The following is a 19243-nucleotide window of genomic DNA, read 5'->3' on the forward strand; positions in this document are numbered from 1 at the left end:
GGCGCTGAAAACTGCGCGTATGAATTCACCTTTGTCACAGGCTATCGCAGCGCGGCGGGACGATCTGATCGCGCTGACGCAGGACCTTATCCGCATTCCGACGCTGAATCCTCCGGGGCAGGACTACCGGCTGATCTGCGAATATCTGGACACCCGGCTGCAGAAAAGCGGGTTTGAAACATCGCTGATCCGCGCCACCGGAACCCCTGGCGACAGTGACAGGTACCCGCGCTGGAACATCGTGGCACGGCATTCCGGTGCCCGGAGCGGGGAGTGTGTGCATTTCAACAGCCACACTGATGTGGTTGAGGTGGGACACGGCTGGACGCGCGATCCCTTTGGCGGCGACGTCAGTGACGGTAAAATCTATGGCCGGGGCGCCTGCGATATGAAGGGCGGGCTGGCGGCATCCATCATCGCCGCCGAAGCCTTTGTCGAAATCCATCCAGACTATGCCGGGCATATCGAGATTTCCGGCACCGCCGACGAGGAATCGGGCGGATATGGCGGTGTGGCCTATCTGGCCGGGAAAGGCTTTTTTGACCCTGCGCGCGTTCAGCACGTGATCATCCCCGAACCGCTGAACAAAGACCGGATCTGTCTTGGCCACCGTGGGGGCTGGTGGGCCGAGATTGAAACCAGGGGCGAGATTGCACATGGTTCCATGCCCTTTCTCGGGGACTGCGCTGTGCGCCACATGGGGGCCGTACTGTCCGAATTTGAGGACAAGCTGTTTCCTGCGATGGCCGCGCGGCGCACCGATATGCCCGTCGTGCCGGAGGGCGCGCGCCAGTCCACCATGAACATCAACTCCATACATGGCGGCCAGCCCGAACAGGATGAGGATTTCACCGGCCTGCCCGCGCATTGCGTGCCGGACAGATGCCGCATCGTGATAGATCGCCGCTTTCTGGCCGAAGAACCGCTCGAAGAGGTGCGCGGTGAGATAACCGCGCTGCTGGAAGGGCTGAAAGCCACCCGCGCTGACTTTGACTATGAACTGACAGAGCTGAATTCCGTATTGCCCAGCATGACGGACCGCGACGCGCCCATCGTGCAGACAGTGGCCCGCGCGATAGAGGATGTCATGGGCAAACCGCCGGATTACGTGGCCTCGCCGGGCACCTATGATCAGAAACATATCGACAGGATAGGGCGGCTTAAAAACTGCATTGCTTATGGGCCCGGTATTCTCGAGCTGGCGCACAAGCCGGACGAATGGGTCGGAATAGACGACATGCTGGACAGTGCCCAGGTTATGGGGCGCGCGCTTCAGACGTTGTTGACGGCGTAAGCGATCACTCTTTGCCGGGCAGGTGCCGCACGGGCGATCAGGCCCCTGGTGACGCAGGGTTTTACCGTCAATTACCCCGGTCGGGCGGAATTCTGCGCCCGCTCACACAATCCAGGCCTTGAATGACGTCATGTTTGTTGGAACACTCGCTCCAGCCACAGCAGACGGGGGATCCTCATGCAGACGATACGAACAAGCCTTTTTGCCATTGCTCTTGCCGGCGCAGGACTGAGTGCACAGGCCCAAACGGACATTACCGTAGCACTCCAGCTTGAACCGCCGCATCTGGACCCGACCTCGGCTGCCGCCGGCGCCATCGACAGTGTGCTCTATTCGAACGTGTTCGAGGGGCTGACGCGTTTCATGGCCGACGGCTCTGTCGTGCCCGGACTGGCGTCCTCCTGGGAGATTTCGGACGACGGGCTCACATATACGTTCACTCTGCGTGACGGTGTGACCTTTCACGACGGCACCACAATGGACGCAGAGGACGTGAAGTTTTCGCTGGACCGCATTCTGGCCGAGGACAGTGCGAATGCACAAAAAGCGCTCTATGCCGCGATCTCGGGTGTCGAGGTCATCGATCCGCTGACTGTCCGGCTGACACTGTCTGAGCCTAACGGAAACATGCTTTTCAACCTCGCCTGGGGCGATGCTGTCATTGTCGCGCCCGAAAGCATCGACAACATCAAGCAACAGCCCATTGGCACCGGAGCATTCAGATTTGTTGAATGGGTCCAGTCAGACCGCATCGAGCTGACACGCAACGACGACTACTGGGGCACAGCTGCAGTTCTTGAGGCCGCGACGTTCAAGTTCATTTCCGATCCCACGGCCGCCTTTGCAGCCGTAATGGCCGAGGACGTGGATTACTTCTCTGCCTTCCCTGCACCGGAAAATCTGCCGCAGTTCGAGGCGGACCCGCGCTTTCAGGTCCTTGTCGGCTCCACCGAGGGCGAGACGATCCTGAGCACGAACAACAAGATGCCGCCCTTTGATAATCCGCTTGTTCGCCAGGCCGTCGCCCATGCAATCGACCGTCAGGCGATTATCGATGGCGCGATGTTCGGCTATGGCACCCCGATCGGCACGCATTTTGCACCGCACAACCCGGCCTATGTTGATCTGACCGGCCAGTCCGCCCACGATCCGGAAAAGGCAAAGGCTCTGCTGAAAGAGGCCGGTCTGGCGGATGGGTTTGAGACGACACTCTATCTTCCACCCCCATCCTATGCGCGGCGCGGTGGTGAGATCATCGCCGCCCAGCTCGCAGAGGTGGGGATCACAGCAAAGATCAACAATGTCGAATGGGCGCAGTGGCTGGAATCGGTGTTTCGCGGAAAAGACTTTGGGCTGACAATCGTAAGCCATACAGAACCGATGGATATCGGCATCTACGCCAACCCCGACTATTATTTCCAGTATGACAACCCCGCGTTCCAGGATCTGATCACCAAACTGAACAGCACCACCGATCCTGATATGCGCATGGACATGATGGGTCAGGCGCAGCAGATCATCGCGGACGACTATGTGAACGGCTACCTGTTCCAGCTGGCCAATACATCTGTTGCACGGGCGGAACTGCAGGGCCTTTGGGCAAATGCACCGACTCAGGCAACCGATCTGACGGCGGTGAGCTGGGCGGAGTAACAGGAGCATCCGTTCACACTGGTTAACAATTTGCGCAGGTTTGGGGCTATTTGAAACCGCTATGCTCAATAACTGCGCAAATTGGTTACCGTGACTGAAAAACAGGCAAATCAGAGCGATTTCAGTGACTCTTTCTACCTGAAGGTGTAGTTTCGTCGGACACTCACACTCTTTTTCGGGAGGAAAAAGGAATGGACGACCTCGAAGTGCGCATTTCAAGGTTACAGGACCAGATCGAAACCGCAGATCCGGATGAGCGGCTGCGACTGCAGCCACAGGTGGCGCGCGTGGTCGCCACGCTGATGTCACGGGGCAGATCCGTCCCGGCAAAGCTGCGCCGGATCAACCACATGCTGATGGAAGAAGCTCAGGACGAGATGTTCGACAACATGCCCGTCTGACGCGAAAGGCCCGCTGCACGGCAAAGGTGCAGCAGGCCAGACAGCCGAAACTACGGGTTACGGCAAAGCTTCAGCCTGGTGTCTTTCTGCGACGCCGGCTGAGCACCGCGAACCCACCCAGACCCACAAGCATCACCGGAAGCGACGCCGGCAGAGGCACGGGCGCTATGTCAAAAGCGATGGAATCCACACCGGCTGTCCGGTTGCCGCTGATGACTTCCATCTGGATGCGATCAAAAAAGATCCCGCTGAAACCGTAGATATTGTTGGTGATTGCGACGCCCGGTCGAACAACATTCGTCGTGAACTGTTCGACCAGCTGATCGCCCAGAAAAGCCGAGAAAACAGTCGTATTATTGTTGTTGTTGGTCGACGCAAAGCTTGCGGCAGAAACCGTCTGCGTAAAGATAATGCTCAGCGGGTTCAGGTTCTCGAGGCCGCTGTCCCCAAACCGGAAGTTACCTGAAAAGTTACCCTCGAAATTGGCCCGGCGCGGATTGTTCGTGAACAGTGAAACACCCGGATCAAACCGCACGCCAAAGTCCTCAAACTGATCGGTTATAAACCGGTCATCATCCGCGATATCGACCTCGCCGAAACCGACAAACCCATCCGGGTTCTGCACGCCCTCACTTTGCGCCACAATTGTTGCCGCAGACACTGCGCTCGCAGCTGCGAACAACACCGCTGCCACCAGTCCACTGTTAAAAATCTGTCTCACATTCAAGCTCCCACTCTTGCCATTCTTACAAACCACGGATGGCGAAGCCGGGAAGTTTCAGGTGTTGCAGATAATTATCCGAATTTTGCAGGCCGATGTACGAGCACGCTGACCCGCCCGCGCAGCACATCACTGATCGGTCCGTCCCGTGGTGCGTCGCGCAGGGTTGTGAACCAATGCTCAGGCGGGTTTTTACCCCGCCGGTTTCCGTCAAATGTCAGGGCGCGCAGAACACTTTCTGCATCCGCAGGCAATCTGTCCGGAATGTCGCGCCCGTTCAGCGTGGCCCAGACGCCTGTCCAGAGACGTCCAACCGACCAGGGATTGTACCCACCGCCCCCCAGGACCAGAAAACGGGGCGCCAGGCCCATCAGAGCCTGCACAACGGCCCAGTGCGCATTGTTGCTCAGAGACAGATGCGCCAAAGGGTCCTCCTCCACACCGTCGGCACCGCAGAGCAGCACAACGGCATCGGGGCGAAATGCAGTGACCTTTGGCACGATGAGAGCGTCCCGAACAAAAGCCATCTCCGTGTCGTTCAGACCCCGGGGCACGGGCAGATTGATCGCCGGTCCACCGGCATCATCCTCCAGCAGGCCCGTTCTGGGCCAGAGGCCTTCTTCATGCACCGAGATCATCAGGCACTCCGGATCGCCATGAAACCCCACTGCCACCCCGTCGCAATGATGCGCGTCGATATCCACATAGGCGATGCGACGGGCCCCGTTCCGGCGCAGACTGATCATCGCCAGAACCGGATCATTCAGATAGCAAAAGCCGTTCGCGCGGTCCGGCATGCCGTGATGTGTTCCGCCCGGCGGATTGTAGATCACACCCCCGTGGCGCAGCAGCTCGCCCGCCAGCAGCGAGCCACCGGCGGCCGTCGCCGGCCTGCGGAATATTTCGGGGTAAACGGGATTGGTGACAGATCCCAGGTCATGACGTCTGGTGTCGGTTTCTGTGGCCACCTGCGTTGCCTCGACCCGCTGCAGGGCTTGCAGATAGGCGGGCGTATGCCAGACCTCCAGCGCCTTTTGCCGCGCACGGGGTGCCGTGATGAACTGCCCGCGCGGCAGCCAGCCGAGGGCACGAGACAAATCCATAACGGTCGACACACGCGGCACCCGCAACGGGTGCCACCGCCCATAACTGGAATGACGGAAAATTTCTGCCCCGATAAACCGTGGTATCTCCATGCCCCAGACCTAAACCATTGAGCAGACGCAACAACCCCTCTGGACCCTGTGCGGGTGGCGTCCTAACCTGCCTGCAATGCTGCGCTATTTTCTCAAACGCACGGGTTCCCTGATCCTCAGCCTCGCGGTGGCCTCGCTGATTATTTTTGCCGTGATCGAAATCGCACCGGGCGATCCCGCATCCTTTATGCTTGGCATCAACGCACAGCCCGAAACCCTTGCGGCCCTGCGCAGCGAACTGGGTCTCAATGCCACCAAACCAGAACGCTATCTGTCCTGGATCAGTGGGATGCTGACCGGCGATTTCGGCACGTCGTACACGTACCGCACACCCGTTTCACAGATGGTGGCCGACCGGATCGGCGTCTCGCTGCCGCTTGCCCTTTACGCATTGATCCTGGCGGTCGTCATCGCCATTCCTGCCGGTGTTTTTGCAGCATCACGGCGCGGCAATGCCGCAGATACCGGTGTGATGGGGGCGACCCAGCTGGGCGTTGCGGTGCCGAATTTCTGGTTTGCGATGATGCTGGTGCTGGTCTTTGCGATCCAGTGGCGGTGGTTTCCGGCGGGGGGGTTCCCCGGCTGGGACAAGGGAACAGGTGCGGCGCTGCATGCGCTGACACTGCCTGCCATCGCGCTCGCCCTGCCCCAGGCGGCCATCCTGACACGCGTCATGCGCTCGTCGCTGCTGGAAGTGATGGGCGAGGATTTCATGCGTACCGCCCGCGCCAAGGGTCTTAGCAAACGGCGCGCTGTCTGGCGACACGGGTTGCGCAATGCCTTCATTCCCGTGCTGACAATCATCGGGCTGCAGTTCTCTTTTCTTTTTGCCGGCACAATTATTATCGAACAGGTCTTTTATCTGCCCGGGCTTGGCCGCCTGATTTTCCAGTCCATTTCCGCCCGCGATCTGATCGTCGTGGAAAGCGTGGTCATGCTGGTTGTCTTTGCGGTGATCCTGATCAACTTTCTGGTCGACCTGGCCTATGCCGCTGTTGATCCGCGCCTGAGGTCGCGCACATGAAGAGCCGTCAACTGATCATCGGCCTGGCGCTTTCAGGGTTCTTTATCGCCATGGCGCTGCTGTCGCTGATCTGGACGCCGTTCGATCACACCGCTCTGGATATTCCGGGAAAGCTGCAGAAACCCGGGGCCGCCCATCTTCTGGGGACGGACCATCTGGGCCGCGATATCCTGAGCATGGTGATGGTGGGTGCGCGCACGTCGGTGGCGGTCGCACTCCTTGCCCTGGCCATCGGGCTCAGCCTTGGGGTGCCACTGGGGCTGGCAGCAGCCGCGCGCCGGGGGGGGTGGCTGGACGAGTTCATCATGCGCGGCAATGACATCATCTTTGCCTTCCCGCTTCTGGTGATGGCGATCCTGATCACGGCTGTTTTCGGGCCTTCGGCCGTCAATGCCATTATCGCCTTTGGCATCTTTAACATACCGGTGTTTGCGCGGGTTACACGCGGTGCTGCCCTGCCGCTCTGGGAGCGCGAGTTCATCCTCGCGGCACGCGTTGCAGGCAAGGGCACGACACGTATATCGGTCGAGCATATCCTGCCCAATGTCACAAATATGCTGATTGTCCAGGGCACGATACAGTTCGCGCTTGGCATCCAGGTCGAGGCCGCCCTGTCTTTTGTGGGCCTCGGTGTGCAGCCGCCCACACCGTCGCTGGGCCGGATGCTTGCCGACGCACAGACCCTAGTCACGCTCGCACCACATCTGGCGATTGTACCCGGCGTGGCCATTATCCTGATTGTTCTCGGTCTGAACCTGGCCGGAGACGGGCTGCGCGACCAGCTTGATCCACGCCTGCGAAGGCTGCGCACATGACCCTGCTGTCGGTCGAAAACCTTGCCGTGAACATAGCGGGCACGCAGGTGCTGGAACAGGTGTCACTGAACGTTGCACCGGGCGAAATCCTGGCAATCACCGGCGAGAGCGGATCGGGTAAATCAATGACAGCCCTTGCCGTAATGCAGCTGCTGCCACAGGGGGCGGCAATGTCAGGTCAGATCCGTCTCGGAGACGAGACCATCTCGGAGATGTCAGAGGCACAGCTGTGCAACCTGCGTGGCAAAGACATCGGGATGATCTTTCAGGAACCGATGACGGCGCTCAACCCTGTCCAGACCATTGGCGCTCAGGTGGCCGAGACGATCCGCCTGCACGACGGTGCCAGCGCCGCAGAGGCCCGCACCCGTGCGGCCAACGTGCTGACACGCGTGGGATTGCCCCAGGACCAGTTCCCTTTGTCGAGGTACCCGCACGAGCTTTCAGGGGGTCAGCGGCAGCGCGTTGTCATTGCCATCGCCATCGCACTGCGCCCCCGGCTGCTGATTGCAGACGAACCAACGACGGCGCTGGATGTGACAACCCAGGCGCAGATCCTCGACCTGCTGACGGGTCTGGTCCGCGAGTTTGGCATGGGGCTGATTATGATCACCCATGATCTTGCGGTTGTCTCACAGATGGCAGACCGTATCGCGGTCATGAAAGACGGCAACATCGTCGAAACAGGCGCAACTCAGAGCCTGCTGTCGAAGATGCAGCATCCCTACACCCGTGCGCTCTTTGCAGCATCTGCCCACCGCGTATCACTGCCCCCCGCGCAAGCGCACCGCCCGCTGCTGGAGCTGAAGGGTGTCAGCAGGACTTACCCGGGCGCGCGGACCGGTCTTTTTGCCCGCGCGGCACCGACAAAAGCCGTCCGCGACGTCAGTTTTCAGATTTGCCAGGGCGAGCGGGTTGGTCTGGTCGGCGAGAGCGGCTGCGGCAAATCCACCCTGACCCGTGCCGTTCTGGGCCTTGATACGATCGATGCAGGGTCCATTAAACTGGACGGCACGCCGGTATTGCGGGCGGGCCGGCCCGATCACGCGATTCGCCGCCGCATGCAGGTGGTATTTCAGGATCCTTTTGGCAGCTTCAATCCCCGTCATACCGTCGAGCGTCTGATCACCGAGCCGTTCTTTCTGCTGGAAGAGCCTCTCTCCCCGGCCCGGCGGCAGGATGCAATCCGCGCCGCCCTGACGGATGTGGGCCTGCACCCCGATGACGCCCACCGCTACATCCACGAATTCTCCGGCGGTCAGCGTCAGCGGATCGCAATCGCCCGCGCCCTCATCCTGCGGCCGGACCTTATTGTGTTTGATGAGGCCGTCTCGGCCCTGGATGTCTCTGTCAGAGCACGCATTCTTGATCTGCTGGCGGATCTGTGTCGCAGCTATGGGCTGACCTGGCTGTTTATCTCGCATGATCTCAGCGTTGTGCGTACGATCACCGACAGGGTTCTGGTCATGCAGTCAGGCCGTATCGTCGAGGAAGGGCCTACAGAAACAGTGTTCAGTAACCCACAGCATTCCTGTACAAAAGAGCTGCTGGCAGCCGCACCGGTACTTCGGGTTCCTGCAGCAGAAAGTGGTTCAGGTGCCTGAAATTCAGCTCAAGAAAGTCAGTGCCGCGGATGCTTTTGAGGATGTGCTCGATCTGGCAACGCGCGCGCGCGACTATGTGATCCTCGAGGTGGGCCACGCACCGGACACAGAATACATCCGCCAGTTCTTTGAGGAAACGCCCCCCGGATTATCGCGCGACTGCCTGTCTCATTTCTGTGTTATGCTGGGAGAAGAGATCGCTGGCATCATCTGCATTGCGGACGGATATGAATTGCCCGGAGACTGGTGGCTGGGGCTGGTCCTGCTCGATCCTGCGTACCGCGGGCGCGGCTACGGCAAACAGGCACTGGACCTGATCAAAGAAGTTGCGGCGGCAGAAGGCAAAACCGCGCTGAAACTGGCCGTGCTGGACGCCAACATCCGCGCGAAAATGTTCTGGGCCCGCGAAGGGTTCGATCTGCACCGTCTGGCACCGGCCACGCCGGACAGCGACGGACATGACCGCCTTGTCCTGCGGTACACGCTCAATACGCGAGGAGAACAACATGAGACTGACCGGTAAAACAGCCATCGTCACAGGCGGAGCCTCCGGATTTGGTGCAGGGATCGTGCGCAAGTTCACAGCCGAAGGCGGGCGCGTCATGATCGCCGACATCAACGGGCAGGCAGCCGCTGGTCTGGCCGAACAGATGGGCGATCATGCTCTCGCACAGCAGGTGGATGTCGCAGACGGTACATCTGTGGACGCCATGGCGCAGGCCGCAATCAGCGCCTGGGGTCATGTCGATATTTTTGTGAACAACGCAGGCATCACACATTTGCCCGCCGCGATGGAGGACGTAACAGAAGAGGATTTTGACCGTGTCGTCGCGGTCAATATGAAATCCGTTTACCTGACAGCCCGCGCGCTGGTGCCCCATATGAAATCCAACGGCGCAGGTGCCATTCTGAACATCGCCTCAACCGCCGGACTGTCGCCGCGCCCCCGCCTGAACTGGTACAACGCCTCCAAGGGCTGGATGATTACCGCCACAAAAACAATGGCGGTTGAACTGGCCCCCGATGGGGTCCGGGTCAACGCGCTCTGCCCCGTGGCAGGCGAGACACCGCTGCTCAAGTCCTTTATGGGCGAGGACACTCCGGAGATGCGCAGCAAATTCATCGCCACGATCCCACTGGGCCGCTTTTCCACCCCACAGGATATGGGAAATGCCGCCTGTTTTCTGTGCTCGGACGAGGCCTCGATGATCACAGGCACAGCCATGGAAGTCGACGGGGGCCGCTGCATATGAAGACGATTAATCTTGCCGAAAAACTGGACCAGTTCACCAGCCACTGGGACCCGCATGTGATTGCAGACTACAACGAAAATGATGTGATGGTGGTGCGCTTTCAGGGCGAATTCCCCTTTCACCTGCATGAAAACACAGATGATTTCTTTCTCGTACTCCACGGCGAAATGGTCATGGACCTGGAAAACAGCGCGCACACAGTGCGTGCCGGAGAGCTTTTTGTGGTGCCAAAGGGCGTCACCCACCGGCCCCGCGCAACACATGAATGCAAAGTCCTCCTGATCGAGCCAAAGGGAGAGCCCAACACAGGCGATGCGGCAACTGCGGCCCCCAAACCGCGGATCTGAACTCTTGTTTCACCCTTCCGGAAATACTCAGATGAAAAATGTAATGCGCCCGCAGGGCGCGCAACTGAAAACCGCCTCATGATCCCGGGCGCGCGTAATCTCATAACGGATGTCCCGGGCCTTCTGGTTGGCAACGCCGGTGACAGGGCTCTCAGATCCGGTGTCACAGTCCTGACCGCTCAAACCCCTTTCTGCGCCTCGGTGCATGTGATGGGGGGCGCGCCCGGCACGCGCGAGACCGATCTGCTGGCACCGGACAAATCAGTTGCAGATATCGACGCGCTGGTTTTGTCGGGCGGTTCGGCCTTTGGTCTCGATGCCTGTCAGGGCGTCACCGGGGGGCTGCATGCTGCCGGGCGCGGCTTCACTGTCGGGTCCGCGCGTGTACCCATCGTGCCCGGCGCTATCCTGTTTGATCTGCTGAACGGCGGGGATAAGGAGTGGGAGACAAATCCCTATCCTGCGCTCGGGCGCCGCGCATTTCAGAACGCCGCGACAGAATTTGACACCGGCACAGCCGGCGCAGGCACAGGTGCGACTACTGCAACGCTCAAAGGGGGGCTGGGTTCCGCCTCCCTCGTGCTGGACAGCGGTATTACCGTTGGCGCTCTGGTCGCGGCCAACCCAATGGGGTCCGTGACCACTCCGGGCGACAGACATTTTTATGCAGCCCCTTTTGAGATCGGGCAGGAGTTTGGCGGCCTGGGGCCGGATCCTTCGAGCGGTCTCGGGCGCGATACGGGCAACCTGAAACTGGCCGCGTTCCGCGAGCGCAGCAATACAACGATTGCCATCGTGGCAACGGATGCCGTGCTCAGCAAAGCAGAATGCCAGCGGGTCGCAATTGCAGCCCACGACGGGATTGGCCGGGCGGTTGTGCCCGCGCATGGTCCTTCCGATGGTGATCTGGTTTTCGCGGCCTCAACCGGAGCACAGCCAATGCACCAGCCAGGGCGGGATCTGGCACTGATCGGACATGCAGCCGCACTGTGCCTATCGCGTGCCATTGCGCGCGCCATTTTTGACGCCACACCGGAACCCGGTGATCTGCTGCCCTGCTGGAAAGACCTGAACGCCTGAAGCCTCTGGCACCACACCCGCAGCATCAGACAGCGTTGCATGATCCGGGTTGTTCGGATGATGCCTAGCCGCGCTGCGCGTTCAGATCGACGATCTTGCGATCACGGCCAAAGGTGCGCAGAACTGTCTGCACGATCCCTTCCGCATCCAGCCCTGCATCCCGGTACATCTCGGCTGGGGACGCCTGATCAATAAACCGGTCCGGCAGACACATGGTCCGCACTTTGCAGCCATGATCCAGCAGGCCCTCGGCCGCCATCGCCTGCAGAACCATCGCGCCAAACCCGCCCTCTGCGCCCTGCTCCACGGTAATCAGTGCCGCATGGGTCCGCGCCAGATCAGCAATCAGCTCCATATCCAGAGGCTTGGCAAAACGGGCATCCGCGATCGTCACGCTCAGACCTTCTGCCGCCAGCAGCGTCGCTGCTGTTTCACATTCCGCCAGATGTGTTCCCAGGGACAATAGCGCGATCTCGCCATGCCCTTCCCGGATCATCCGGCCTTTGCCGATCTCCAGTGCTTCGCCGCGTTCCGGCAGTGTCACGCCTGTGCCGTTACCACGCGGATAGCGAAAGGCAATCGGTCCGTCGTTGTAGGCGACCGCCGTGGCAACCATGTGTTTGAGTTCCGCCTCGTCGGCGGCAGCCATCACAACCATACCCGGCAGCGCGCCCAGATACCCAATGTCAAAAGCACCCGCGTGCGTCGCCCCATCGGCACCGACCAGACCGGCCCGGTCAATGGCAAAGCGCACGGGCAGGCCCTGCAGGGCCACATCATGCACCACCTGATCATATCCGCGCTGCAGGAACGTCGAATAAATCGCACAAAAGGGTTTGAGCCCGCTGGCGGCCATACCGGCGGCAAATGTCACGCCGTGCTGCTCCGCAATACCCACATCGAATACCCGGCCGGGGAAACGTTTCGCCATGCGGTCAACGCCCGTACCGCCTGGCATCGCGGCCGTGACGGCCACGACAGAGGGGTCGCGCGCGGCTTCTTCCGTCAGAGCATCTCCGAAAACGGCCGTGTAGGACGGCGCGTTCGCCCTGGCCTTAGCCTGAACGCCTGTGCCGACGTCAAACTTGCTGACCCCGTGGTATTTATCTGCCGAGCCTTCGGCAGGGGCGTACCCTTTGCCCTTGACCGTGCAACAGTGGATCAGAACCGGCCCGGTAGAGCGTGCCTTGGCCGCGCGCAGCACACTGAGCAGCTGGCCCATGTCATGCCCGTCGATCGGACCAACATAGTCAAAACCCAGTTCCTCAAAGAATGTACCCCGGCTTTCCAGCCCGGTGACGAGCTCGCGCGCCCGGCGCGCACCCTCGCGGACCGGCTTCGGCGCAAGCTGCTCCATTCCTTCGGCCATCGCCACAAGCCCGCCAAACGGACCCACACGGCTGAGATCGGACAGGCTGGACAGATAAGACGACATTGCCCCGACAGGCGGCGCGATGCTCATTTCATTGTCGTTCAGTATGACGAACATGCGGCGGCCTTCGGCTCCGGCATTGTTCAGCGCTTCATAGGCCATACCGGCACTGATTGACCCGTCACCGATCACGGCGACAGCATCCCCGGTCGGCTGGCCCATGTCCCGCCCGACGGTAAAGCCCAGAGCGGCGGAAATGGATGTACTGGAATGGGCAGCTCCAAACGGGTCAAAATCAGATTCGCTGCGCTTGGTGAACCCGCTGATGCCCCCGCCCTGGCGCAGCGTATGCATACGGTCACGGCGGCCCGTCAGAATTTTATGCGGATAGCACTGATGGCCCACATCCCAGATCAGTTTGTCGCGGGGCGTGTCAAACACCGCGTGAATGGCGACGCTCAGCTCGACAACACCGAGTGATGAGCCCAGGTGCCCGCCTGTCCGGCTGACGGCTGCGACCACTTCGGCCCGCAGCTCATCGGCAACTGTGGAAAGTTCCCGGTCTGACATTGCCCGCAGATCGGCGGGGCCGGCGACACGATCAAGTGTCGGAGTTTCACTGGTTGTCATGCGCACATCTCCCGTGTCTGCGGACGGATGATCTTTGCCGGGATCATGCTCTCGCCGTCCGAAAAAGGGGTCGCACCGGGTTTTGGCCGTTGCGACCCCAGGTTCCTGTAGCCAACAGGAAGGGAACCGGGGTGTTGAGACCCCGTGCCCGGATCAGGGAAGCCACTGATCCGTGCCAGGCTGAAACGTGGGCCACCCCGTAAGGGCCGCCCGACCGTTCATTCGTATTCCGGCGCCTCGGTGGTCGCGAGTTCCGGCCAGTCCGCAATGACATTCATGCCCTGGAGGGGACGCTGATAGCCTTTGTGACAGGTTTTGCAGGCTGCCTTGGGCGCATCCGCATAGATGGGGCCCAGGCGTTCTGCGGGGTATTCGGCCTCGAGCGGGATCAGGTATTCCTGATTGAGCTCGATCACCATCTGACGGCCCAGCAGCGCAGTGGCCCACTGGGGCGTATGCTGTTCAGGGTCGTAAAAGGCGCGGCTGCTGTGACAGAAGACACAGTTCACACCCAGACTGTTCGCAAAATAGTTCATCAGCGAATAGGTCTGTTCCGTCTTCTGAATGGACGCCACATCCTCGTCATTTGGTACACCCTCAACACGGCTTTCCAGATCGTGCACGTTCACCGCTTCATAGTCGGTCAGGTACACTTCCAGTGCGTTGGACGGCAGCGAGGTAGCCTGGCTGAGCGATGTGGCACGGTTCTGCACCGATGCCCAACCGCCCGCCGCCTCGTTGACGGGATTGATGTTGAACCAGATCTCGGACGGCACGTTTTCGCCGCGGTGGCAGGTGTAGCAGTTCACACCGACCTCCCCGACCGCATTGACGTGGCCGGACCAGTTCTCGTTGATGTTCTGCGTCATCTGGATCATCCGGCGCGAGACGACCTTGGTATAGAGATCGTCGTTGCCGTATTCCTCCAGATCCACATCTCCGTGGCAGTAGGCACAGCCCTCATCCGGCGCGACCCATTGTGTCATGGCCGCCATCACCCGGTTAAAGTTGTCCTCGGTCAGATCACCCAGCACCTGGACGTTTTCATAGATGTCCCGGGCCAGGTCCTCGCCACCTTCGGGCACATAGGGCTCTTCGGTATAGTAATCCTCAATCGTCGGATCCGGTGCCAGCCGGGCCACGTTGTATTCGGGCACCGACATGCCTGTGCCACGCGGACCTGTCTGCATACTGGCCGTCTGGGCGGGGTTGCCATAGCTGACAACCATGATCGCTGCAAAGACAGCGCCGCCAAGAACACCAACCAGGATGGCCGGACCGAACACGTTGGTCGGATTGTCCGCGTTCCATTTGTCAAACCACTTGGGCAGCATGATCAGTTCTCCTTCCCGATAAAGGCTTCGTAGGAGCCGTAGTCGGCGTATCCGTAGGAGCCGTCATACATGGGTGCAAAGTTGTGCTCCTGCGCCCAGATGAACCAGTTGTCGACAACCGTGCCGGTCAGCAGGATCCCGATACCACCCGTGATGGGGGTCAGAACCGCAAACCACCAGGCCCAGCGGTGGATACCTTCCATGGTGGCGTTAAAGCCCATGGTCCAGCGCCAGAAGAGAGCTGCACGTTCCGTGGCTGTCCCGCGGTCATAGATCTGCTCCAGTTCACGGTCACCGCCATAGCGGGTCACGGCCAGAATGGTGCCGCCGTGCATACAAAAGAGCAGGACAGAGCCATAAAGGAACACAATCGAAAGACAGTGGAACGGGTTGTAATAAAGGTTGCCGTAGCGGATCGAGAAGGCCGTCGTCCAGTCCAGGTGCGGGAAGATGCCATAGGGTACAGCCTCGGACCAGGAGCCCATCAGAACCGGACGGAACAGACCGAGCACCAGGAAAAGCCAGACAGCCGCCGCAAAACCCCAGAAGATGTGTTTCCCCATCTTCTGCTGCTGTGCCAGCAGGTAGGCCCGCAAGAGCCAGGTCATCACCGAGACCAGCAGAAAGAAACTGGCGATGATGTACCAGCCGCCCTCGTCAAGCGGTGGCATCGACAGCCCGTATTCCGGAGAGGGCGGTTCAAGCGCCAGCCAGAACAACTGCCGGATAAACTGCGGGATCGAATAGCCGACCTGTGCCAGCATGTTGAAGCCCACAATCACAAACCAGGCGATACCCGTGGCAAAGGCCACCAGCGTCGTCCAGCCGACATAGTAAGGTCCGAGCTGGGCGTTGCCAAAGAGACCAACAAAGGTGTTGAAACGCGGCTTGCCGACCCGTTCCTCCATCATGTTGTTGCCCTGGTCGTCCATGCCCATTTCGGGCGTGCCCTGGACCTGCACCTGCGTGAAGATATTCTGATAGTCAGGGAACATCATGATCACATTCCTCCCGCTGCAATGGGTTCACCCCAGATCGGCAGATCAAGCCACCAGTTCCACCACTCGGGCCAGCCTGCCGTCCAGACGGGACCGGAGATGATGATACAGACCGCCGAGAAGAACACCGCGTTGATCGCCAGCAGATAACCCACACGGTGAATGCCCAGCGTGCCGACCGAATAGCCGATGAAGTCGCGGAAGAAGGTGTCTTCGTGATCCGGCGTCTTGGCCTCTTCGCCCTTTTCAGGGTTACAGGCCGACAGGATCAGGCCACCGTGCAGGGCCAGCGCCAGTGTGGTGGTGAAAAAGAGCGTCACCGCCAGCATATGAGCCGGGTTGTAGTGAAAGTGCAGATAGGCGTAGCCGGTGTTGCTGACCCAGTCGAGGTGGCTGAAAATGCCATAGGGGAAACCGTGCCCCCAGGCGCCCATCAGCAGCGGCCGGAAAATCACCAGCGTCACATAGGCCAGGATCGCAAAGGCAAATCCAAAGGGAACGTGATAGCCCATCCCCAGCTTGCGGCAGATTTCCACTTCGCGCAGGGCCCAGCTGATGAAGGCGCCGGTCGCGCAGAATGTGATGATCTGCCAGAGCCCGCCCTCCAGCAATGGCGCCATGCCCAGACCATAGCTCAGATCAGGTGGCGCGATGTTGATCAGCCAGGGGTTGAACGTCCCCTGCTGCGACGCGCCCCAAAAGATCAGGATGGTGCCCAGAAGGGCGAAAAAGGCTGTCGTGACCCCGAAAAAGCCCACATAGAAAGGGCCCACCCAGAAGTCGAACAGATCGCCGCCGATCAGCGTCCCTCCGCGGACGCGATATTTTCTTTCGAAGCTGAGCAATGCCATCTTCATTCTCCGCGTGTGTGCGGCGCGCCTGATCTCATCGGGGCCGGTGTGCGGGACTTTTGCCCCTGCCCCGCTTTCGGGGGCAGACGCCCGGAATGCCTCCGGGGTGCACGCCGGTCCGCTGCAAAGGCGGAGGCCGTCGTATTATTGCGTCATATGTCCTGTTCGCCGCGGGCGGTTGGCGCACACTCGTCCGCCCGCAGCATTTTCTGGTACTCACGCACCGGTTCAGACAGTCCCTTGCCGGACACCGTCTTTACTGAGCAGACTGTGCTGCCAGTTCGAACCAGTTGAAGTGATCTGTGCTGAGCAGGACGAGGTGGATCATCGCTGCCAGCAAAAAGAGGAAAACGCCCTGTGCAACAAACACACGACGCGGATCGAAGATGAGCCAGATCTTGTAGAACTTTGCCATATCCAATTCCCCTTAGAACCACGGGCGCCAGATGAACGTTGCCAGATGAGCGACAACGGCCACGGCTGAAAACAGCCAGAGCCCGCTCATATAGACAGCGTGCAATTCTTGCGCCTGCTCGTCGGTTAGACCTGTGAAAGACAGGTTGTTATCAGCCATAAATATTCCTCCGGAATGTTATGCTGACGCCGCGTTCCCCGCGGCCGGGTCCTTTGGGGGCTGGCCCCCTCAGGGTCTCCAGAGCCCTGTAGGCAGGCCTCCGGTCCTTGATCCCGGCAGGCGCACACACACCAGGAATTCGGGTCGTACACCGGGGCTTGCCCACCGTTATGTGTACGATGTGGTTCATCAGTAGGCCGAAAAGATCATCGGTGTGATGATCCGGGCCTGGGTCCAGGCACGGGCCATCGGCCCCTTGTCGGTAAAGCTGCGGGTCCTGATCGCCTGCAGCGCCCAGGTCAGGGTCGCCAGCGGCAGCGTCGCCACAAAGATGATGGCGAAATAGACCATGAATTCCGCCTTTACGGCTTTCCGGCTCGGTGCCTGGGGTGCGTTGTCAGCGCCCGTGTCAATCATGTCAGATGTCATGTCGCTCATGTCTGATCCTCCCGATCAATGCCGGCCGCAGCCGGGTCCAGTGCCCGCACGGTGCCCAGCACCACGCGTTCGTCTCCGGCGGCAAGTGCTGCCGCCTCTGCCGCGTCGCGCAATGTCTTGGCGGCGGAAATACGTGTCAGAATGGGATGCGATTCCACGATGCGGTCCAGCATCGCCTGGGCATCCGGATCCCAGGGGAAATCGCGACGCAGCGGTGTCAGCGTCGCATCCGTGGCATCCATCTCCGTGCCCAGCGGCAGGATGTGGAAGAGCGCATCGAAAAGCCCGTTGCAGATTTCCTGGATCAGATATGTAGCCCCGGCATACCCCATAAAAGGCGTGCCGGTATGGCGGCGGATGGCCGCCCCCGGAAAGCTCGCCGGGATGAACGCGGGGCTGGGCCCGTGCCCGCCTTTCAGTTCTGCGAGGTACATTTTCTCGTTGATCGACCCCATTACAATCAGCGGGCGCGTCGATCCCATCAGGGCGCGCACCTCTTCATTGTTGGTCTTTTCGCCCGCCGTCCGCGCCACGGCAAAGGCACAGGGCAGACCCATGTCGTCCTCAAGAAACAGCCGGATGCCGCGGGCATAGGTCTCATTGGCCACAATCGCGAAACTCGCCGTGGCAAAGAAATCCTGCGTCACAGACCGCCACAGATCCCACACCGGTTTGATCGTGGAATGTTTCTCGCGGGTGATAAAAGGTTCGGGGTCGAGGCCCACGAGGTTCCCCAGTGCGCGCAGGAACTTCGTCGTGCTCTCGACCCCTATCGGGGCTTGTAGATACGGCTTGGCAAGAAGCTCGCTCAACCCGCGCCCGAACTCGCGGTACATGCAGATGTTCACATCCGCATTTACCAGATCTCTCATTTCGGCCACATGCGCACCCAGCGGCAGCACCATGTTGACCTCGCAGCCGATCCCTTCGACCAGCCTGCGGATCTCGGCCAGATCGGATGGCATGTTGAACGTGCCATACATCGGACCGAGGATATTCACGCGGGGACGCGCACCTTCCCCGCGTTTCTTCTCGGGCGGCATCCGACCCTTGGTCATACCGAACTCGGTAAAGATCCAGGTCATCGCCCGATCCGCCGCTTCCCACTGATCCTCATCAATGGTGCGCGGCAGAAATCTCTGAATATTCGTGCCTTGCGGCGTCACACCGCCGCCGATCATCTCGGCAATGGAGCCTGTCACAACAACGGCAGGCAGCGCCGGGTCCAGCGTGTCCCAGGCGCGCTTCATCGACTCTTCGGTCCCCGCACCCATCTCGCCTTCACCCAGACCGGTCACCACAATCGGCAGCTCATGCGGCGGCAGCGCATCGGTGTAATGCAGCACCGAAGTCACCGGCAGGTTCTCACAACCCACAGGTCCGTCGATCACCACCTGCAATCCTTTGACGGCGCAAAAAGCGTATACTGCGCCCCAATAGCCGCCCGCGCGATCATGATCGGTGACTAGCATGCGCCCCCTCCCACAACTTCACCCTTCTGCAAACACTCCGGGTGAGCGCGCAGCGCGAGGGCAGAGCCCTCAGGCGCGGGGCTGTGTTCTGCGCGAACGCAATCAGCTGCGCTGATCGCTGCCGCGCGCCGTGCGCGTTTATGATCATAAACGCGCATTAAATCATCTGCGCGGCTTTCGCCGCCC

20 protein-coding genes are annotated in these 19243 nt (G+C 60.4%); 10 read left to right on the forward strand and 10 right to left on the reverse strand.

Annotation, left to right across the window (positions count from 1 at the left end; all coding sequences use genetic code 11):
- The first annotated feature begins 19 nt into the window (after positions 1-19).
- The 3 genes from Q1A34_RS19385 (at position 20) to Q1A34_RS19395 (ending at position 3348) form a co-directional block, all read left to right on the forward strand.
- Positions 20-1294 carry an acetylornithine deacetylase/succinyl-diaminopimelate desuccinylase family protein gene (locus tag Q1A34_RS19385; protein WP_300038451.1) on the forward strand — a complete coding sequence of 425 codons (1275 nt, stop codon included), beginning with the start codon at positions 20-22 and terminating at the stop codon, positions 1292-1294.
- 177 nt (positions 1295-1471) lie between these two features.
- A complete protein-coding gene (locus Q1A34_RS19390; protein WP_300038454.1) occupies positions 1472-2947 on the forward strand; it encodes an ABC transporter substrate-binding protein in 1476 nt (491 codons plus the stop codon).
- Between the two features lie 191 nt (positions 2948-3138).
- Positions 3139-3348 carry a hypothetical protein gene (locus Q1A34_RS19395; RefSeq protein WP_300038456.1) on the forward strand — a complete coding sequence of 70 codons (210 nt, stop codon included), beginning with the start codon at positions 3139-3141 and terminating at the stop codon, positions 3346-3348.
- Between the two features lie 70 nt (positions 3349-3418).
- Here Q1A34_RS19395 and Q1A34_RS19400 read toward each other — a convergent pair whose 3' ends face one another.
- Complete coding sequence (locus tag Q1A34_RS19400; protein WP_300038458.1) at positions 3419-4069, reverse strand: VPLPA-CTERM sorting domain-containing protein; 651 nt, start codon at positions 4067-4069, stop codon at positions 3419-3421.
- A gap of 74 nt (positions 4070-4143) precedes the next feature.
- Positions 4144-5265 (reverse strand): acetoin utilization protein AcuC, encoded by a 1122-nt coding sequence (locus tag Q1A34_RS19405; RefSeq protein WP_300038460.1) that lies wholly within the window; start codon positions 5263-5265, stop codon positions 4144-4146.
- 76 nt (positions 5266-5341) lie between these two features.
- Here Q1A34_RS19405 and Q1A34_RS19410 point away from each other — a divergent pair, with 76 nt between their 5' ends.
- From Q1A34_RS19410 to Q1A34_RS19440, 7 genes are all read left to right on the forward strand, one after another.
- Positions 5342-6289 carry an ABC transporter permease gene (locus Q1A34_RS19410; RefSeq protein WP_300038462.1) on the forward strand — a complete coding sequence of 316 codons (948 nt, stop codon included), beginning with the start codon at positions 5342-5344 and terminating at the stop codon, positions 6287-6289.
- Positions 6286-7104, forward strand: a complete 819-nt coding sequence (locus Q1A34_RS19415; RefSeq protein ID WP_300038464.1) for an ABC transporter permease — start codon at positions 6286-6288, stop codon at positions 7102-7104. Before Q1A34_RS19410 ends, Q1A34_RS19415 begins: the two co-directional genes overlap by 4 nt.
- Entirely contained in the window at positions 7101-8708 is a 1608-nt protein-coding gene (locus tag Q1A34_RS19420) for a dipeptide ABC transporter ATP-binding protein (RefSeq protein WP_300038466.1), read from the forward strand. Before Q1A34_RS19415 ends, Q1A34_RS19420 begins: the two co-directional genes overlap by 4 nt.
- Entirely contained in the window at positions 8701-9231 is a 531-nt protein-coding gene (locus tag Q1A34_RS19425) for a GNAT family N-acetyltransferase (RefSeq protein WP_300038468.1), read from the forward strand. The genes Q1A34_RS19420 and Q1A34_RS19425 overlap by 8 nt, the downstream gene beginning before the upstream one ends.
- Positions 9215-9961 (forward strand): SDR family oxidoreductase, encoded by a 747-nt coding sequence (locus Q1A34_RS19430; RefSeq protein WP_300038470.1) that lies wholly within the window; start codon positions 9215-9217, stop codon positions 9959-9961. Before Q1A34_RS19425 ends, Q1A34_RS19430 begins: the two co-directional genes overlap by 17 nt.
- Positions 9958-10308: a cupin domain-containing protein gene (locus Q1A34_RS19435; protein ID WP_300038472.1), complete on the forward strand. Its 351-nt coding sequence runs from the start codon at positions 9958-9960 to the stop codon at positions 10306-10308. The genes Q1A34_RS19430 and Q1A34_RS19435 overlap by 4 nt, the downstream gene beginning before the upstream one ends.
- 78 nt (positions 10309-10386) lie before the next feature.
- Positions 10387-11388: a P1 family peptidase gene (locus Q1A34_RS19440; RefSeq protein ID WP_300038474.1), complete on the forward strand. Its 1002-nt coding sequence runs from the start codon at positions 10387-10389 to the stop codon at positions 11386-11388.
- A 64-nt stretch (positions 11389-11452) separates the two neighbouring features.
- Here the strand turns inward: Q1A34_RS19440 and dxs are convergent, their stop codons facing one another.
- The 8 genes from dxs to bchZ all read right to left on the reverse strand — a co-directional run bounded on the left by dxs (position 11453) and on the right by bchZ (position 19057).
- Positions 11453-13390, reverse strand: a complete 1938-nt coding sequence (gene dxs / locus Q1A34_RS19445) for a 1-deoxy-D-xylulose-5-phosphate synthase (RefSeq protein ID WP_300038476.1) — start codon at positions 13388-13390, stop codon at positions 11453-11455.
- A gap of 218 nt (positions 13391-13608) precedes the next feature.
- The gene (gene pufC / locus Q1A34_RS19450; protein WP_300038478.1) at positions 13609-14724 is read right to left on the reverse strand and encodes a photosynthetic reaction center cytochrome PufC; all 1116 of its coding nucleotides are present in this window, start codon (positions 14722-14724) and stop codon (positions 13609-13611) included.
- 2 nt (positions 14725-14726) lie between these two features.
- A complete protein-coding gene (gene pufM / locus Q1A34_RS19455) occupies positions 14727-15722 on the reverse strand; it encodes a photosynthetic reaction center subunit M (protein ID WP_300038480.1) in 996 nt (331 codons plus the stop codon).
- Positions 15723-15724: 2 nt separating this feature from the next.
- Entirely contained in the window at positions 15725-16573 is an 849-nt protein-coding gene (pufL, locus tag Q1A34_RS19460) for a photosynthetic reaction center subunit L (RefSeq protein ID WP_300038482.1), read from the reverse strand.
- Between the two features lie 256 nt (positions 16574-16829).
- The gene (pufA, locus tag Q1A34_RS19465) at positions 16830-16988 is read right to left on the reverse strand and encodes a light-harvesting antenna LH1, alpha subunit (protein ID WP_159975336.1); all 159 of its coding nucleotides are present in this window, start codon (positions 16986-16988) and stop codon (positions 16830-16832) included.
- Between the two features lie 12 nt (positions 16989-17000).
- Complete coding sequence (pufB, locus tag Q1A34_RS19470) at positions 17001-17147, reverse strand: light-harvesting antenna LH1, beta subunit (RefSeq protein WP_298844626.1); 147 nt, start codon at positions 17145-17147, stop codon at positions 17001-17003.
- Between the two features lie 189 nt (positions 17148-17336).
- Entirely contained in the window at positions 17337-17585 is a 249-nt protein-coding gene (pufQ, locus tag Q1A34_RS19475) for a cytochrome PufQ (RefSeq protein WP_300038484.1), read from the reverse strand.
- Positions 17582-19057 carry a chlorophyllide a reductase subunit Z gene (bchZ, locus tag Q1A34_RS19480; protein WP_300038486.1) on the reverse strand — a complete coding sequence of 492 codons (1476 nt, stop codon included), beginning with the start codon at positions 19055-19057 and terminating at the stop codon, positions 17582-17584. The genes pufQ and bchZ overlap by 4 nt, the downstream gene beginning before the upstream one ends.
- Positions 19058-19243: the final 186 nt, after the last annotated feature.

It is taken from the genome of uncultured Roseobacter sp., from assembly GCF_947491795.1.
Lineage (GTDB): Bacteria > Pseudomonadota > Alphaproteobacteria > Rhodobacterales > Rhodobacteraceae > Roseobacter.

Bases quoted from the DNA above. Each gene is read 5' to 3' on its own strand.
- Q1A34_RS19385 (WP_300038451.1), top strand. From the start codon at position 20: ATGAATTCACCTTTGTCACAGGCTATCGCAGCGCGGCGGGACGATCTG.
- Q1A34_RS19390 (WP_300038454.1), top strand. From the start codon at position 1,472: ATGCAGACGATACGAACAAGCCTTTTTGCCATTGCTCTTGCCGGCGCA.
- Q1A34_RS19395 (WP_300038456.1), top strand. From the start codon at position 3,139: ATGGACGACCTCGAAGTGCGCATTTCAAGGTTACAGGACCAGATCGAA.
- Q1A34_RS19405 (WP_300038460.1), bottom strand. From the start codon at position 5,265: ATGGAGATACCACGGTTTATCGGGGCAGAAATTTTCCGTCATTCCAGT.
- Q1A34_RS19410 (WP_300038462.1), top strand. From the start codon at position 5,342: ATGCTGCGCTATTTTCTCAAACGCACGGGTTCCCTGATCCTCAGCCTC.
- Q1A34_RS19415 (WP_300038464.1), top strand. From the start codon at position 6,286: ATGAAGAGCCGTCAACTGATCATCGGCCTGGCGCTTTCAGGGTTCTTT.
- Q1A34_RS19420 (WP_300038466.1), top strand. From the start codon at position 7,101: ATGACCCTGCTGTCGGTCGAAAACCTTGCCGTGAACATAGCGGGCACG.
- Q1A34_RS19430 (WP_300038470.1), top strand. From the start codon at position 9,215: ATGAGACTGACCGGTAAAACAGCCATCGTCACAGGCGGAGCCTCCGGA.
- Q1A34_RS19435 (WP_300038472.1), top strand. From the start codon at position 9,958: ATGAAGACGATTAATCTTGCCGAAAAACTGGACCAGTTCACCAGCCAC.
- Q1A34_RS19440 (WP_300038474.1), top strand. From the start codon at position 10,387: ATGATCCCGGGCGCGCGTAATCTCATAACGGATGTCCCGGGCCTTCTG.
- dxs (WP_300038476.1), bottom strand. From the start codon at position 13,390: ATGACAACCAGTGAAACTCCGACACTTGATCGTGTCGCCGGCCCCGCC.
- pufC (WP_300038478.1), bottom strand. From the start codon at position 14,724: ATGCTGCCCAAGTGGTTTGACAAATGGAACGCGGACAATCCGACCAAC.
- pufM (WP_300038480.1), bottom strand. From the start codon at position 15,722: ATGATGTTCCCTGACTATCAGAATATCTTCACGCAGGTGCAGGTCCAG.
- pufL (WP_300038482.1), bottom strand. From the start codon at position 16,573: ATGGCATTGCTCAGCTTCGAAAGAAAATATCGCGTCCGCGGAGGGACG.
- pufA (WP_159975336.1), bottom strand. From the start codon at position 16,988: ATGGCAAAGTTCTACAAGATCTGGCTCATCTTCGATCCGCGTCGTGTG.
- pufB (WP_298844626.1), bottom strand. From the start codon at position 17,147: ATGGCTGATAACAACCTGTCTTTCACAGGTCTAACCGACGAGCAGGCG.
- pufQ (WP_300038484.1), bottom strand. From the start codon at position 17,585: ATGAGCGACATGACATCTGACATGATTGACACGGGCGCTGACAACGCA.
- bchZ (WP_300038486.1), bottom strand. From the start codon at position 19,057: ATGCTAGTCACCGATCATGATCGCGCGGGCGGCTATTGGGGCGCAGTA.